Source organism: Flavobacterium jumunjinense (assembly GCF_021650975.2).
Classification (GTDB): Bacteria; Bacteroidota; Bacteroidia; order Flavobacteriales; family Flavobacteriaceae; genus Flavobacterium; species Flavobacterium jumunjinense.
Genome location: NZ_CP091285.1, coordinates 4,189,258 through 4,206,135 on the forward strand (window position 1 = coordinate 4,189,258; position 16,878 = coordinate 4,206,135).

Sequence of the window (16,878 nt, forward strand, 5' to 3'; positions counted from 1 at the left end):
CTATTGGAGAAAAAGAAGCTAAATGTCGCAGTATTTTCAATATAAAGTTTATCGTATCGAAACAGATATTGATTTACAGAAAATTAAAACCGAATGATAGTAATACTTGTTTTTATTCTTTAAGTAACAACAAGAAATAATGTGCAGCCGACCAGCTGAAATTGTAGGCTTCTAAACCTTTTCCTGAAAGGGGTTGATAGTTTTCTCTAATTGCTTCTCCCTCTTCAAGAACTCCTTCTGCATTATGAATAAGTTTTCTGGCTAAACTATTTGCTTCATCTATATATCCATATTTTTCTAGTCCTTTTATACCAAAATAACTTTGATCTAGCCAAATTGGTCCTCTCCAATAACCATTATCGGGTGCAAATTTTGGTTCATTTACAGCTAAAGTTGGTAAAGGTACATAGGTATTGAAAATGCTTTCGTTTAGCATATTTAATTGTATCGACTCAGCCTGTTCTTTTGATGCCACTTTTGCCCATAACGGTAAATATCCTTCACAACCCATTACTTTTATTTTATTCTTTCCGTCTAATGATGTATCAAAAAACCACCCTGAACTACTATCCCAAAATTGTTGTTGAATTTTTGCTTTAAGTGCTACACTTTCTGCTTTCCATTGTTTTGCTTCTGTTTCTAAATCTAGTAATAATGCTATTTTAGACAATTCGTTTTTTTCAACATATAAAAAAGAATTCAAATCGACACTTTCCTGATTGAGTGAAAAAGCGGTTTCATTATTTTTAAGCAACAGACTTTCATCAAAACGAACGGCATTGTCCATTCCGCTTTCCCATTTTGCTGCAATTAAAGTGCCATCGGTCGAACCAAATTCACAAATTCCATCTTTATCATGATCGCGATTACTATACCACCAATTATGATACTTTTTAAGCTTTGGATACATTTCTTTAAGGAAGTGTCTGTCTTTATCTTGCTTGTATATTTCCCAAACTGCCCAAGCCGCTAAAGGTGATTTTGTATTTCTATAATTGTTAGGTTCTATAATTGTGTCTCTATAAATACAATCTGGAATGAATCCGTTTTCATCTTGATAATCAAACATAGCTCTCACTTGGTTTTTTGCTAAAGCCGAATCATATCTTGCTAATGCTACAGCATGTTTCCAACTATCCCAAGCCCAAAAACCATTAAACCATTCATAATGATAACTAGGAAACAATCCATCATGTTGCAATCCTTCGGCAGCAATTCTGGTGTTGTTTTGTAATGTTAGCAGTGTTTTAGACACTAATTTCGAATAAATCGCATCGCTATAAATTACTTTCTTATTAGCAAGTACTTTTTCTAGTAGTGCCTTTTTCTCTAATTTAGTTTGTTCTAAATCTGCCATGAAAGAAGAAGCGGTTATTTTTTTCTTTTCCTCTTCCCATGAATATTGTGGAAAAATAAAGCTTATTGCTACTTTGATTTCCTTTGTTTCTTTAGGTTGTAATTCTATTTCTTTAATTTGAGCCTTATAATCATTGTTTGTGGTACTAATAGAATTCGCATTAAAAAATTGAATATACCCAACAGCATTACTCTTTTTTGAAACAATTTTTAGTGTTTCTTTCTCCTGTGTGAAACTCATTTCGTCCAAAAAACTAGTCCCTTGAAAAACAGGAGAGAGTTTAATCTTTTCTAAACTACTATTAGTAATTGTTATTTGTAATAATGCAGAATGTCCAGACGAGAAAAACAATTCTTCTTTAACATTAACCTTATCATTTTTAAATGTTTGTTCTAAATGGCTTAAAAAACTATTTTGAGCTACTCGATTTTCTTTCCAATCAATAACATTGTTTCCTTTTTCATCTAATAATTGTAGTGCAACAAAAGAGTTACTCAGCCAAACACCGTTTTGTTCCGTTAAGAGATAAGGTCCAGAAAAGCCTCCTTTTACACTTTCATTATCAAGAAAACCAAACCCAAACCAAGCTCCTTTATCAGAAAACACCAATGATGTTCTGTCTTTTGCTTCTTTAGGGTTTCCTTTATAATCTAAAACATTCTTACTCAATTTTAGACTTGTTTCGTTTTGTTGAGCAACAACAACACCTATAAAGAAAAAAGCAATTATTATCTTTCTAAAAATACAGTTCATGAGCTATTTTTTATTTCTGAGAAGTATATTTTTCATAAAAATAGGAAGCTGCAACTAAATCTTCAGAGGCATGCCCTACCGATTTAAAAAAAGTAATTTCTTCGTTAGTTGTTCTTCCTTTTTTAGAGTTACTACATAACTCAAATAAATCGGCTTTAATATCTTCCGTTTTTAAAACTCCGTTTTGCAAAGGGATAACAATATCGCCACTTTCTTTTAAACCACCTTGATAGGTATCTATAAATACCGACGATTTTGTTACTGCTTCATCATCTGCTTCACGAGTATTTTTTTTATAAGCTCCAACTAAGTCCAAGTGTTGTCCTGGCTGTAACCACTTTCCTAAAACTATCGGGTCTGGTGATAAAGTAGCACATGAAATTATATCTACTTCTGTAATTCTTTGTTCAATAGCTATAATGGCACTACAAGCATATTGTTCATTTTTTAACATATCGCAAATTGCTTGTGCTTTTTCGAGTGTTCTTCCTAAAACATAAACATTTTTAATTGGTCGAACACTTGCATGCGCTTGAATTAAATTAACAGACAAAGCACCTGTACCAATCATTAATAATGAGGAAGCATCTTTCTTCGAAAGGTAACTACTCGCTAAAGCTGAAGTAGCAGCTGTGCGCTTTGTTGTTAAAGATTTTGCTTCTAAAATGGCTTTGATATTTCCTTTATGTGCATCTAAATAAATATAGGTTCCTTGAATGGCTGGTAAGTTATATTTCCCATTGTTTGGACTTACAGTTACAATTTTGACACCTGCGTCTGTCCCTATATTAAAAGCAGGCATCAATAGCAAAGTTGAATCGTTATTTTCTAAAGGGTTTGAAAAATCATGATGATGACGCATTGGAACTTCTAAAGCAGAAGAAGCAAAAGCGGCTCTTAATTTTTCAATTAATTCATTAAAATTACATTCTTTTTCAATAAAAGCATCAGAAATAAGTTGAATGTCCATCATGTTATGTAGTATATTTTCAATAAAATTAATAGATAATTTTATATTTGATACCCTTTCAACTCAAAAAGGATAATATACAATCAACATCGGGTAATATAGTATCAGTTTCAACTTTTACTATCTCTAGAATCAGGAATAAAGACTTTCTCTAATTTGAATTAAAGTATTGATTGCTTTATCTGAATCAGGATAAGCTGGTAATGTACTTGAAAGATATTCTTTTTCTATTGTTGCAATTAAGTTTTCGGCTTTTTCTAATAATTCATCATACTCAATTTCTCCAGCTTTTATAGATAATAATTCTTCTCTATTAGTAACACGAATTGAAAGTTTCCCAGTAGTAATAATTTCTAAAGCTGTTTGCAACAACCTAATAGTATGCATCATGTTTTTAGAATCGTAATTCTTTCCATGTTTTTGGTTGGTATTGTATCGCTCTTCATTGCGTTTTTCTATCCAATCCCAATATTCTGTATACTCTTTACAATATTTAGAATAGCCTTCTAAATTGCAAGACATATAAGCTATCTCTTTTTCTCCTTTAGGAATAGAAGTTAAAGAAACTTCATTCGATAGTTCTTTCTTTATAATTCCTTTATAGTTTAGATTATTATTCACATCGTGAAACAAAGCATAAATTCCTTTTGCATTTGGTACATTAATCAATCCACAATTTTCTTGTTTAATTTCTTTATCATGCAACCATTTTAATAAAGGAATTGCGTCATGACCATTTAAAATAACACAAAAATGTAAAAGATTTTTACGTTCTTTAGGAATCGGATTAACAATTTTCTTTTTTAATCCTCTTGCCTTTTTTATTTGCGTCATCGCATAACCTGCAAAACTGTCTTTGCATAATTTTGATAGAAAATCTTCAATCTTCAAACTACTCATTATTGGATTTTTATACAAAACACAATCTTCTGGAGTTGCTAAAATTTCTAAAATATTAGGATTGTTTTTAATCAACAATTCAACAAAACGACCAATTTCATAATACACCTCATCATTAGTTTCATTACTAATTTGTGGAATATATTCTAAACCATAAAATTGTTCTTTAGGGAGATAATAAACACCTTTAATATCGGTGTCAGAGGTTGGTGTTTCTAATCCGAAAGAACGGCTTCCAGATATTACTTCAAAAAGAATTAGGTTTTGTTTTTTAAGGTCTTGTATTGTCATTTCTATTCAAAAAATTAAGATAGCAGTTTAATGCAATAAAACTACCTAAAAATATTAATGCTATAAAGTATTTTCTACTTTAAAAATAAAAAATACGCAATAATAAGCTTCAATCTATAATTTTTATTTTCAAATGATATTATCATAAATAAAAAAATAGTATTTTTAAGAATAATTACTACTAAAATATAAAATTATTAAATATTTGGATTTAACTGTTTAATATATAGTTTATTAACTACTTTACGGGTATGAAAGATATTGAAAAAGCGTATGAAGCCTTATTACTAAAAACAAAAGAACAAGAAGCAAGAATTCAAAAACTTCTTGAAGATAAAAATGCACAAAATAATTCAAACGATAAGGGTAATATTACATACAAACATATTTATCATGCTCTATTAGATAATAATGACAGTATTATTATTTTAATGGATAAAAATTTGAATACGCTATATCGTAGTAAGTCAACTGCTCATATTACTGGTTGGGTAGATGACATTCATACCGAAAATCCTATTGTTGATTATATTCATCCTGATTATTTGGAATATGTTAACGAAAAAACACAAAAATCATTACGTCAACCTAAAGTACCAATTCCAATTACACTACAAATTAAGCATAAAAGTGGTGGTTATATTTGGGTTGAAGGTATTATAAACAATAGAATCGACGATCCGAATATAAAAGGAATTATTGTTAAGCTTAGAGATGTTTCCGAAACCAAAAGGATTTTTGAAATTATAAAAGAAGAAAAAAACAAATTTGATAAAATTGCAGCAGCTTCTCCTGGAGTAATTTATTCGATGCGACAAAACAAAGACAATTCTTTAAGCTATCCTTATGCAAGTGAAGCTATTGGAGATGTTTACGGTTTTACATTTGAAGAAATAAAAGACGATCCAAGTAAAATTTTTAAGTTAATTCATCAAGACGATTTACAGTTTGTAATAGATAGCATAACTGCAACTAAAACAAAACTAATCCCTTTACATTGCACCTATCGTTATTTTCATCCGAAGAAAGGCTTACTTTGGCATGAAGTGAATTCGCTACCTGTAGTTGAAACTGAAGGAACAGTTATTTGTCATGGTATTGCAACCGACATTACTGCTAGAATAATTGCAGAACAAAAAGTTGTTAAAGCAAATCGACTGTATCTATATATTAGTCAAATCAATCAAATGATTGTTCGAACTACAGATGAGGACACATTATTTAGAGAGGCTTGTTCTATTGCTGTTAACGTAGGTAAGTTTAAAATGGTTTGGATTGGAATGATAGATGAAAAAACCAAAAGACTAAAACCTAAAATGATAGCTGGTGAAGATAATGGTTATGTTTCAATGATCAAGAATATGTCAATTGAAGATACACCAGAAGGAAGAGGTTTAAGCGGAGGAGCAACTAGAGAAGAAAAAAACATTGTAGTTAATGACATTTCTAATGACATAATGATGGAGCATTGGAAAGAAGAAGCTTTAAAAAGAGAATACCAATCCTTCATGTCTATTCCTATAAAAAAATTCGGAAATATTATTGGACTATTTTGTTTTTACGCTAGCGAAAAAAACTTTTTTGATGCAGAAGAAATTTCCCTATTAGAAGAAGCTACTTCAGATGTTGGGTTTGCTTTGGAAATTTTCGAAAAAGAACAACTTAGAAAAAAGGTATTAGAAGAAATGATAGAAAGTGAGAATAGATATCATATTCTTACTGAAATATCTCCTGTTGGAATATTCCGTACAGATGCAACAGGATATACAACTTATGTGAATCCACGATGGTCTGAAATATCTGGATTACCTTATGAGAAAGCCTTAGGAAATGGATGGTTAGATGCCGTTCATAAAGAAGATCGGATATCTTTATTAAATGGGTGGGAAAACGCAACCGATCAACAAGAAAATTCATTGTCTGAATATCGTTTTGTGCGTCCAGATGGAAAAATAATTTGGGTAATGGGACAAGCCATTCCTGAAAGAAATGTATTAAATCAAATTGTAGGTTATGTTGGAACAACAACAAATATTACCGAACGAAAACGAATTGAAGAAGAGTTTAAAAAGTCCTATCAAAAACTTGAATCAATTATAGATGCAATTCCAGATTTACTTATTGAAATAGACAAAGACGGATTGATCACTAATTATCATTCACATCGAGAAGATTTATTGTCTCACTCTTCTACTGCAATTATTGGCAAAACTTTTTCAGAAGTACTACCAAGTCAAGCTGTTGAATCATTTAAACTTGCAATGGAAGAAGTTACTTTAAGAGGTTTTTCAACAGGAAAACAATATGCATTACAACTTCCAAGTGGAGAACATTGGTTTGAACTTTCAATTGCTCCAATGGAAGAAAATCAAACTAACGAAAACAATTTCATATGCCTTTCAAGAGATATAACATTAGCAAAGCAATCGGAAAAAGAACTCCAAAAAAGTAAAGAAAGATACAGAGATATTCTGAATAATTTAGATGCAGGAATCATCGTTCAAGCAGTTGATGGTACTATTCTTTTAAATAATGTAAAGGCTTCTGAATTAATGGGATTGAGTGATTTGCATTCTAAAAACGACTATAATTTAGTTCCAAATTGGATATTTTTAAATGAAGATGATTCATTAATGTCTGAAGAAGAATACCCCATAAATCAAATATTAAATGGAAGTCAACCTATAAAAAACCTAATTCTTGGAGTTGAAAAAACAACCGAATCAGGATCAATAACTTGGTTGCTATACAATGCTTTCGCTGTAAAAGATACAAAAGGTAATATAACGGAAATTGTTTCCAGTTTTATAGATATTACAGAGAGAAAGCTCATGGAAAAAGAAATATTAAAAGGAAAAGAACAAGCAGAAGCCGCTAACAAAGCTAAAACAGACTTTTTAGCAAATATGAGCCATGAAATTAGAACTCCGCTTAATGGAATAATCGGTTTTACTCATTTATTAATGGAATCGAACTTGGAAAAAACACATTCTCAATACATGTCGACCATTAATGAATCTGCTACTTCGTTATTAAATATTGTAAATGATGTTTTAGATTTTTCAAAAATAGAATCTGGTAAATTCGAACTAAATATTGAAGAAGTAGATTTGTTCGAACTAACACAGCAAGTTGTAGATTTATTTAAATATCAAGCCAATCAAAAAAAGATAAACTTAATACTTCATAAGGATAAAAATGTTCCTCAATACATCTTAGCTGATGCTATTCGATTAAAACAAATATTAATGAACCTATTGGGCAATGCTTTAAAATTTACAGAATTTGGAGAAATTCAATTGAATATTAAAGAAGTTAATATACCTAATTCTAATGAATCTTCTATCTATTTTGCTGTAAATGATACAGGAATTGGAATAAAAACAGATAATAACGTAAAAATATTTGATTCGTTTGTTCAAGAAGACAATTCAACTAGTAGAAAGTTTGGAGGAACAGGTTTAGGTTTAGCCATAACGAATCAGCTTCTCGCTTTAATGGGTAGTAAACTCCAATTAAAAAGTAAACTAGGAGAAGGAAGTACATTCTTTTTTACAATAACATTTGTAAAAGTAATACAGCGAAAAAACAATGTCTTAGCAGAAAAAAGCAAAAACAATGATATAAAAAATCATGAAGCAAAAATTTTCAAAAGCCATAAAATTCTAATTGTTGAAGATAACAAAGTGAATATGCTTTTGGCAAAAACTTTAATCAATAAAATCAATCCAAACGCAATAATTCATGAAGCCTTTGATGGTGTTGAAGCAATAGCATCGTTTAAAGAAAAACCGGCAGATTTAATTTTAATGGATGTTCAAATGCCAAATAAAAACGGATATGAAGCTACTGCCGAAATTCGTGAAATGAAAACTGGTACAACCACTCCTATTATTGCAATAACAGCAGGAATATTAGCACACGAACGCGAAAAATGTTTTGAAGAAGGTATGAATGACTATTTATCTAAACCTGTAAACATTAAAGACTTAGAAGATATATTACTTAAATGGCTAATTTAACCTGATGTTATGATTTTTAATAAAAACTCCCTATATTCTTCTCTAATAAGTAATTCAGTATCTAAGAAAATCTCTTTTCGAGTGTATTCAATTTCTTCTTGATTTATAGGGTTTATTCCTTTTTTATCTATTCTTTTATAAAACATAGACACTCCTCTTTTTTGCCAAGAGGGTACATTATTATAATTAATTCCGTGTTGAAATAACAATTCATTTTTTGCTGCTGTAGATAATTTTTCAATTTTCTTTGTTGCATCTATATAAGAATCTCCTTTTTCTCTTAATGTCCAATAGCAATAGGCTGATAGTGAGTTTCTATGTGCATCCTCTTGTCTCCAACAAAAATAATCCAGAACCATTTCAATATTAGGAATACAAATTGTTCTGCAATCTAAAACAGATAATTTATTAAAAAACATACTAAAAAAGGCACTGGCTTCACCTGCTAAAACAGAATTAATTTTTCGCACTTTTCTATTAAAAGTCTTGTCGTCTTTATCTATCAATAATGAAATTTCATCACTCTGTGTATAGGCATATATAACTTTAAAACCTACTGTTAGTAAATGCTTAGTTGTTGCCACCATAGCATCATGAAAACGAATATCGAATGGTTTTTCCAAATCTAAGCTTTCTTTAGTTAACTTGGTAAACCCCTTTCCATCCAATCGAACAATTATATAATTATCGGGTAAAACATGTTGATCAAAAAGTGTTTCATTCTTTCTCATTTTAGCATCTATCGCTTCAAATTTCATATTCTTCTACTTTAAATTGATTATTTTCTATACTTACATTATAAACCTTATCAAAACCTTCCTCATAATTTGGCACCTCTAATTGCTTAAATTTTGACTTTACTCCTATATCTGGAATTGTATCTTTTCGGTTTTCATTTCTCTCTAAAGCATCTTGTAAATTGGTTTCAAAATAATAAGCAACAATTTCATATTTTTTCTCTTTTAATATCGAAATATAGTTTGCTCTTTCTTCAATTGTAACGTTTGTATTATCAATAATAAATCGAGATTGGGTTGCGAAACAATATTCCATTAACTTTTGTTGTTTATTCCTTGTATTCAATAAATCTAAGCTTACTCTAATATGACTATTAAAGAAGTTTTCTTTATAAAACGAACTTTTTCCACTTGCTGGAATACCTATAAAAATAATACACTGCATTTTTCTACTCTTTTAATAGCTTCCTTCAAAAGCTTTATAAAAATCTACCTTTATTGATTCAACATCTTCTTCTGTATATTTTCTAGAAAAATGAACTGGAATTGCTTTTTTCACATTCGATTCGAACATTATTTTTCCTGATTGAGAGGCATAACTATGATAATTTAAAATAGCTTTTTCTTTATCTTCCTCTTTATAAAACGTTTCAATTAGAACCGTATCACAATCATGAAATAATTGTTTAATTTTATTATGATTTTCTTCATGTGCTGCATGATCTAAGATTACTCCTAAACTATTTCCTTTTTCAACCTTTAAATAGTGAAACAATTCTTCTGCTATATGTTCTTCAGTTCCAACTTCAATAACTTTATTAACATCATCACTCATATAAGCTAATTTCAATTCATTAATCCACTTTCCTGGCTTATACGGAATTTTTGTTACATCAATATTTATACTATCATTATCTTTAAAATGGTAAGCAATAACATCTGTTTTGTGATCTAAAATCATGAAGTTCACTACTACTCTTTCGTCATTATATAAAGCCGTTCTATCTTCTAAAAATTCTAATTCCCATTCTGCTGGTTTCATTTCATATACTTTAATTAAGTCTTCTGAAATTATTTCCCTAATTTCATAGACAACAGCATCTTCTTCTACCAAATTCCAAGTAAAAGATTTCAATTTTGCTTGTACTTGCAATGCTATATTTTTTGGTCCACATATAATATAGCGTTCTTTTGACCCTACTTGGTGTCGCATAATTTGATCAAAATTAATAAAATGATCAATATGCGTGTGCGATATAAAAATAGCACGAGCATTCATACAGTCTTTTACAGTTAATAAACTTGCTTCTCCACAATCTACAATGTAATTCCATTTGCAATTATCGGGATAAATGGCAATAGATACATCTTCTCCAAATTTACTCTTCACTTCTGCTTGTAACATTTTTAATTATTTAAATGAAATTCATATATTTTATGTAACCATTTTAAGATTTTTCAAAAATAATACATTTCTTACTTATTCACAGTAATAAACAAAAAAGACTGCCAAAATTGACAGTCTTAAAGATAGGTAAATGTTTAAATTATGGTTTAAGCATGAAATCGTATATTGAATAATGAGGTTGACTTGTTGAAGTGGTATCTAGTAATAAAGTAGCGCTATTCGATGTACAAGCAATAATATCTGTATTATTTGAAATCATGTTAGAAGAACTTCCAACAACCCAATTTCTACCACAACAATCATCATAAAACAATCCTAATTCTTCGGTTGTAAATGCGGGAACTGCACTTTTATAGGAGTTTTTAGCTACATAGCCACTGCCCGTTCCTGGTAAAGCATATCTAAATACATCTCCTCTTCTTGATCCGCAAATATAACTTGTGTTTCCAGAAATGGTAAATAGAAAACCACCTTTAATAATTAATCCGTTATATTGAGGTGTAGGTCCAACAGGAGCAAATGCTGTACAAATTCCAGTTAGAATATCTACTTTCATAATTTGAGAAGAATTCTCTCTAATTGCATAAAAATCTCCTGTATTTCCATCATTTTCAATATCTTGAAGAGGAACAGAAGTAGAAAGCATTACTACTGCAAGTCCAGTTGCAATGTCAACATTTAAAAGTCTTTGCGGAAAATTAGAATTTATACCTGTTACGGCTATTGCTTTTCCAGAAATTCCAGGAAAATCACATAATCCTGTTACTCCCATAACAGGAACACCTCCAATATTAATGGAAGATTGAAATGTATAATCAATTGTTTCTGGACATAAGTCTACATTATAAATGTGGGAAGTTAATCCAGAGGCAACTGGTGATCCGCTACTTCCTGAAAGCACTAAAGCATAAACGTTTCCACATGCTAATGGAACATTTTCAGCTTTATTTTCTTGTTTGTTATTTTTCTCAGTTTGCATAACATCATTTTCATCTGGAGTTTGACATGACCAAAAAGTAAAAAAAGTACTACTTGCTAAAGCAAGAAAAATTAGGTTAAGATTTTTCATGATTTGTTCGTTTTAATTTAAATATTATTAATTTCTAATACTTAAATTTAGTCATAAATTCTATCTATCAAGACAAAAAAAGGCACATAAAACCATTAAATACAATGTTTTATGATTTTTTATATAAATACTATACTTCATTTTAACAAAAGATAAAAGTTAACTATAAAGCCCGTTAAATCAAAATCTCAATATTTTAACTTTTTTTATCTTAAAATATTTAAAAAAATTATTAAGTTTGTTACAAGTTTAAGAAAAACCTTGCTTTTCTTTTTTAAAGAAAAAGATGATGTTTCGTCATCGAAGTACAATTATTTGACATTCAGCACTACTTCTATCTATTGGATGAGAAAGGGTACTATACGTACAGTTTCGGTTCCGCCTCCACGAGATTAACTGTACGTATAGTACCCTTTCTCTGGAGTTGATAGACATAGTCCTTAGAAAATACGAAGGTTTAAACTTTAGCCCTATTGTAATGATAGGGCTTTTTAATGTAAAAAAAGATTCTTGAATATGTCTGAAAAGCTGAGTAAACAACAAATTTATGATAGAATAAAAGCTACTTCAAAAGATAGCTACATATTAGAAGAAATGCAACGCTTAGGTTTTTGGCAATCTGGTGCTGAACCAAGCCTTTCTGAAATTCTTATTCAACAAGAAACTACAATTCAGAAAGAGCTTAATGCGCTCTTAGCACAAGATAAAAAATTCCAAAACAAGGAAGCTATGCTTGTAGAAATGCGTAAAGCACGCATGAAAGCAGCAAAAGAAAGGCGTGTTGAAACACTACAAAAAAGAGAACAACTTAAAATTGAGAAAGCACAAAAATGGAAACTTACTCAAGAAAAAGAAATTATCTATTTAGGAGATCAAGTTTCAAAAGGCTTAAACATTCAAGAAACAAATGCTGCTCTTTTAGATAACTACAACTTACCCGTTTTTGAAGACGTACTTGCATTGGCTCAAAGTATGCAAATCGATTTAAAAGCTTTGCAATATTTAGCCTATCATAGAAGTGTTTCTAAAATTCATCATTATCATACTTTTGAAGTCTCTAAAAAATCAGGTGGAAAAAGAAAAATTTCAACTCCAAAACCTAAATTAAAGGAACTACAAAATTGGATTTTAGAAAACATACTTCATAAAATCCCACATACAGATGAAGCTCATGGTTTCATTAAAAAGCGTTCCATAGTTACAAATGCAAAACCTCATCTTGAAAAAGATATTGTAATTAATATCGATTTAAAAGATTTCTTCCCAACAATAACACATAAAAGAGTGAAAGGTTTATTCCATAAAATGGGGTATTCTGAACAGATTGCAACTATCTTGAGTCTTTTATGCACCTATTCAGAAGTGGATGAGATTGATTTAGATGGTGTTACCTATTATGTACAATCTGGTGAACGAAAACTTCCGCAAGGAGCTCCAACAAGTCCTGCAATAAGCAATATGATTGTTTATAAAATGGATAAAAAAATTAGTGGATTAGCAAAAAAGTTGAACTTTACCTATACACGCTATGCAGACGACATGACTTTTTCTACTTCTAATGAAAATGCATTGAATGTTTCTCGTTTGTTATACTTTATTAAAAAGATAATAACTTCAGAAGGCTTTATAATCCATCCCGATAAAATACATATCATGCGAAATGGTATGCAGAAAAAAGTAACCGGTGTTGTTGTTAATAAAAAATTGAATGTTGATCGTTTACAGTTAAGAAAATTCCGTGCCGTATTGCATAATATTAATCAAAATGGATGGAAAGATCAACAGTGGGGAAAAGCAATTCATCTAATAAATGCAGTTGAAGGTTATATCAATTATGTTGCAATGGTAAATCCCGAAAAAGGAGCACAATTCAAAAAAAGCCTTGTTGCAATTATTAGCAAACACGGTAAACCAGAAATTGAAAAACCAACTCCTATTGAAAAAGAAAAACTAATAGTACCTCCAGTTCTTGAAGAACCTAAAACAATAGTAGAAGATCAAAAACCAGGAAACTGGTGGAATATCTTTTAATAAATACGCCTTATATATTATGAAATTAATTAAACAAATTAAACTTTTCTATAAGGAAGGAAACTCAGACAAAGTCTATGAAATTGACCTATGTAGTATTGATGCTACACAATATGTTGTAAATTTTAGATATGGAAGAAGAGGAAGCGTACTTAAAGAAGGAACAAAAACACCTGAATATGTTACTTTAGAAAAAGCAGAAGTGCTTTTCAATAAATTAGAACACGAAAAAACAAGTAAAGGTTATGCGTCTGAAGTGGAGACATTAATTGACCTTCCTTCGTTAGAAAGTGTTGCTCCAGATACTATTCAAGGTGTTGTTTTGCAACGATTGGAAGATGCTGTCCTTAACAAACAATCATTCAACACACAATGGAAAACCAGCAGAGTTATTTGGAAAGCAGGTCTTTTAAATATGCAATCGGCTATTCCATATATTATAAAATTAACTTCTAAAGGAGATGATTTACAAGCTTATTCTTCACTTTGGGCTTTAATTCAACTAAAATCGACAACAGCAGAAGCTGTTTTCAAATCGTATGCTTCAAAAGGGAAACAAAAAGAGTATTTAAAAAATATTGCTAACGAAGGTTTGCTTACAATATTGAAAGATAAACCGCTAGAAGATCAGCTTTTAGAATTATTAAAAACGGTTCCGCAAGAAGTGCGTTATTATATCGATAAAAAAGATTATGATGGACTAATTGATTTCTTAAAAGAGGCTTTAGAAAAAAAATCCATTACCTATTTAACCACTTTATATCTGATTGGAAAATTCGACAAACAATTGAATGAAATTGTTCAGTTTTTATTAGAAGTTATCCCTTTCAGACCTCCATTTTTCAAACATGTAAGAGCTATATATAAATTGGCACATATTCGAAATGATGCCGAAACAATTGGTATACTTTCCTATCGTTTTGAAAATGAAAAACCAATGTTCAAGAGAACCGTTTCATTAGATGATGAATACTATAACAGTCAATATGTTGAAAGTATAGGAGAACACGTAAATATTGGAAAAGAACTAAAAGGACAACATAGTAAAATTGCTTTTTCAAACTTTACTAAAAACTATTTTCAAAAACATTCATTACGTTTTTTAAAACAATTACATCAAGAAGAAGATGCTAAAAGCTATTTAAAATTTGCTACAGCTATTCTTTTAAAATACGATGAAAATGATTACTCTAAAGCAAGAAAATCACCATTAAGTGATTATGGTCAATATGATTATAATAGCAAGCGCTATCTATTTACCCTTGTTGATTATCCAGAATGTTCAAACTTAGTTTTGCTTTCCACAATACTTTTTGGTAATGATACTTCACGTATTTTAACACCTAAACTACAATACATATTAGGACAAGAAATTGTTTCTTGCAAAGGTTATTTTTACAACGAAAACGATTCAAAAAAAGAAGGAAGTACTCCTAAAGAAAGCACAAGAAATACAGAAAGTTCAGATTCAATTTTTGATAGTGCTAAAAAAATATTTTCAACATTTTTCGGTAAAAAAGAAGTCGAAAAAGAAACAGTTTCTCCAATTATAGAAGAAACCAAGCCAACTGTAGTTGAAAAAAGTAATCGTCTAGAACTTTTTCCAGAACATTGGGATGCTTTTCCAGAAGCTTATATTTCCCTTTTAATGGAAGCAGAAATGAATATCATTCATCAATTTGCTTATAAAAACCTTTCCGAAAGAAGTGATTTTTCAACATTGATACGTCAATTTGAAGAACAAGATATCCTTCATCTTCTAAATCGTAATTATACATTACCGAATAAACTAGGCTATGACACCTTACATTTAAAGAAAGACGAACTAGCGAAACAAATTATTTTTGTAACTGATGTTCTAGACTCTAATACAGAAAATGCAAGAGAATGGGCAAAGCAAATAATTACAAGCAATACAAGTGCTTTTCAAAACGACATTGAATGCATTGTTAAACTTATTTTTAATACCGTTCCTGACTTAAACGATTGGATTTCGAAAACGCTAACTAATTTCTATTTTTCAGAAGATAAACTAAAAGCAGTTACAGGAAAAGTTATCGTTGCTTTATTAGGTCTTGAAGAGAATGTAGCAAATAATCAATTAGCTACAACAGTTATTAATAGGTTGAATCTAATTGCATCAAAACAATTAGAGCAATTAAGTTGGGATATTGTTGCGCATTTAATATCATCCGATTTAAAGACAAATAATTTACTAGCAAGTTCCATTTTGCTTTTAAAATCTAAAAAAGTAGATCCAAAAGAAATTCCATTTTCAATTACAACACTCTTCCTCGAAGATTCGAGTGAAGAAATTAGAAAAAACGGCATTCAACTTCTAAACAATTATCCAAAAGAATTCCTTGCCGAGCATATTGATTCATTATTTATATTACTTCAAAATCCATACAAAGAAGTTATTGATTGCGTTTTAAATCGTTTGACTATTTTTGATGGAACAAATGAAGAAAATGTTGTTATTAAGAAAATTGCCTATGGATTAATTCGTAAAGAAAGTATCGAAGGGGCTCACCTTCTTTTTAAACAATTCATTCTAAATAAAGATAATTCAAAATGGAATACTGCTTTTGAACCAAGAGACATCATCAAATTGGTTCATGCCAACTATAGAAATAGTCAATTGACGGGTTATGAAATTTTAACGAAATATTCTCGTAAAGAGGAATTTACCATTCGTCAGGTTATTTCATTAGGAAGCCATGAAATCTTAGCCATTAGGCAATGGTGTTGGAATTATTTTACAGCACAAAAAGAACGAATCCGAACCGAAAGGAATGCCGCTTTGAGTATTTTAGATACCACTTGGGACGATACTCGAACCTTTGCTTTCCATTTCTTTAAAACACAGTTTGAAGCCTCCGATTGGGATTTAGATTGTTTAATTGGCATTGTTGATTCTGTTTTACCAGAAGTGGAACAATTTGGAAAAGAAATGATAACACAACATTTCAATCCGAATGATGGTGTGGTTTATTTAACAAAACTAAGCCAGCATCCAAGTGCAAATATTCAGTTCTTTGTCACTAATTATTTAAAGACCTACGCTTCCGATAATGTTGCTAAATTGCAAGAATTAGATTTCTATTTCCGCTCTGTATTAACAAGAGTGCATAAAGGAAGAATTGCCAAACAACGTGTGTATCAATTTTTACAAGAAGAAGGAAAAAAATCAGAAACAGCAGCACTTTTTGTTTCAAATATTATCGATGACATTTCTGCTACAGTTTCCATTCAAGACAAAGCAAATTGTATCGCAATCTTAACCGATTTAAAACGTCTTTATTCAAATTTGAATACGCACCTAATCCTAAAAAACTAA

10 protein-coding genes are annotated in these 16,878 nt (G+C 30.2%); 3 read left to right on the plus strand and 7 right to left on the minus strand.

The annotated features are described in order from the left end of the window. Positions 1-112 precede the first annotated feature (112 nt). The 3 genes from L2Z92_RS18970 to L2Z92_RS18980 form a co-directional block, all read right to left on the minus strand. Positions 113-2,110 (minus strand): MGH1-like glycoside hydrolase domain-containing protein, encoded by a 1,998-nt coding sequence (locus tag L2Z92_RS18970; RefSeq protein WP_236456267.1) that lies wholly within the window; start codon positions 2,108-2,110, stop codon positions 113-115. 10 nt (positions 2,111-2,120) lie between these two features. Beyond that, positions 2,121-3,083 (minus strand): bifunctional Delta(1)-pyrroline-2-carboxylate/Delta(1)-piperideine-2-carboxylate reductase, encoded by a 963-nt coding sequence (lhpI, locus tag L2Z92_RS18975; protein ID WP_236456268.1) that lies wholly within the window; start codon positions 3,081-3,083, stop codon positions 2,121-2,123. A gap of 129 nt (positions 3,084-3,212) precedes the next feature. Continuing rightward, positions 3,213-4,271, minus strand: coding sequence for a nucleotidyltransferase domain-containing protein (locus tag L2Z92_RS18980; RefSeq protein ID WP_236456269.1), 1,059 nt, complete (start codon positions 4,269-4,271; stop codon positions 3,213-3,215). A gap of 251 nt (positions 4,272-4,522) precedes the next feature. Here L2Z92_RS18980 and L2Z92_RS18985 point away from each other — a divergent pair, with 251 nt between their 5' ends. Next, positions 4,523-8,293, plus strand: coding sequence for a PAS domain S-box protein (locus tag L2Z92_RS18985; RefSeq protein ID WP_236456270.1), 3,771 nt, complete (start codon positions 4,523-4,525; stop codon positions 8,291-8,293). Here the strand turns inward: L2Z92_RS18985 and L2Z92_RS18990 are convergent. The 4 genes from L2Z92_RS18990 to L2Z92_RS19005 all read right to left on the minus strand — a co-directional run bounded on the left by L2Z92_RS18990 (position 8,290) and on the right by L2Z92_RS19005 (position 11,507). Continuing rightward, positions 8,290-9,051, minus strand: a complete 762-nt coding sequence (locus L2Z92_RS18990; RefSeq protein ID WP_236456271.1) for a tRNA(His) guanylyltransferase Thg1 family protein — start codon at positions 9,049-9,051, stop codon at positions 8,290-8,292. The two genes, L2Z92_RS18985 and L2Z92_RS18990, sit on opposite strands and share 4 nt — an antisense overlap. Beyond that, positions 9,041-9,475 (minus strand): AAA family ATPase, encoded by a 435-nt coding sequence (locus L2Z92_RS18995; RefSeq protein ID WP_236456273.1) that lies wholly within the window; start codon positions 9,473-9,475, stop codon positions 9,041-9,043. Before L2Z92_RS18995 ends, L2Z92_RS18990 begins: the two co-directional genes overlap by 11 nt. Before the next feature lie 12 nt (positions 9,476-9,487). Next, positions 9,488-10,435 (minus strand): MBL fold metallo-hydrolase, encoded by a 948-nt coding sequence (locus L2Z92_RS19000; protein WP_236456275.1) that lies wholly within the window; start codon positions 10,433-10,435, stop codon positions 9,488-9,490. A 142-nt stretch (positions 10,436-10,577) separates the two neighbouring features. Next, positions 10,578-11,507: a hypothetical protein gene (locus tag L2Z92_RS19005; RefSeq protein WP_236456277.1), complete on the minus strand. Its 930-nt coding sequence runs from the start codon at positions 11,505-11,507 to the stop codon at positions 10,578-10,580. A gap of 516 nt (positions 11,508-12,023) precedes the next feature. On the opposite strand from L2Z92_RS19005, the gene L2Z92_RS19010 reads away from it, so the two are divergent. Together L2Z92_RS19010 and L2Z92_RS19015 are read left to right on the plus strand one after the other, a co-directional pair. Continuing rightward, positions 12,024-13,538 carry a retron St85 family RNA-directed DNA polymerase gene (locus tag L2Z92_RS19010; RefSeq protein WP_236456278.1) on the plus strand — a complete coding sequence of 505 codons (1,515 nt, stop codon included), beginning with the start codon at positions 12,024-12,026 and terminating at the stop codon, positions 13,536-13,538. A 19-nt stretch (positions 13,539-13,557) separates the two neighbouring features. Then, positions 13,558-16,878, plus strand: a complete 3,321-nt coding sequence (locus L2Z92_RS19015; RefSeq protein WP_236456279.1) for a WGR domain-containing protein — start codon at positions 13,558-13,560, stop codon at positions 16,876-16,878.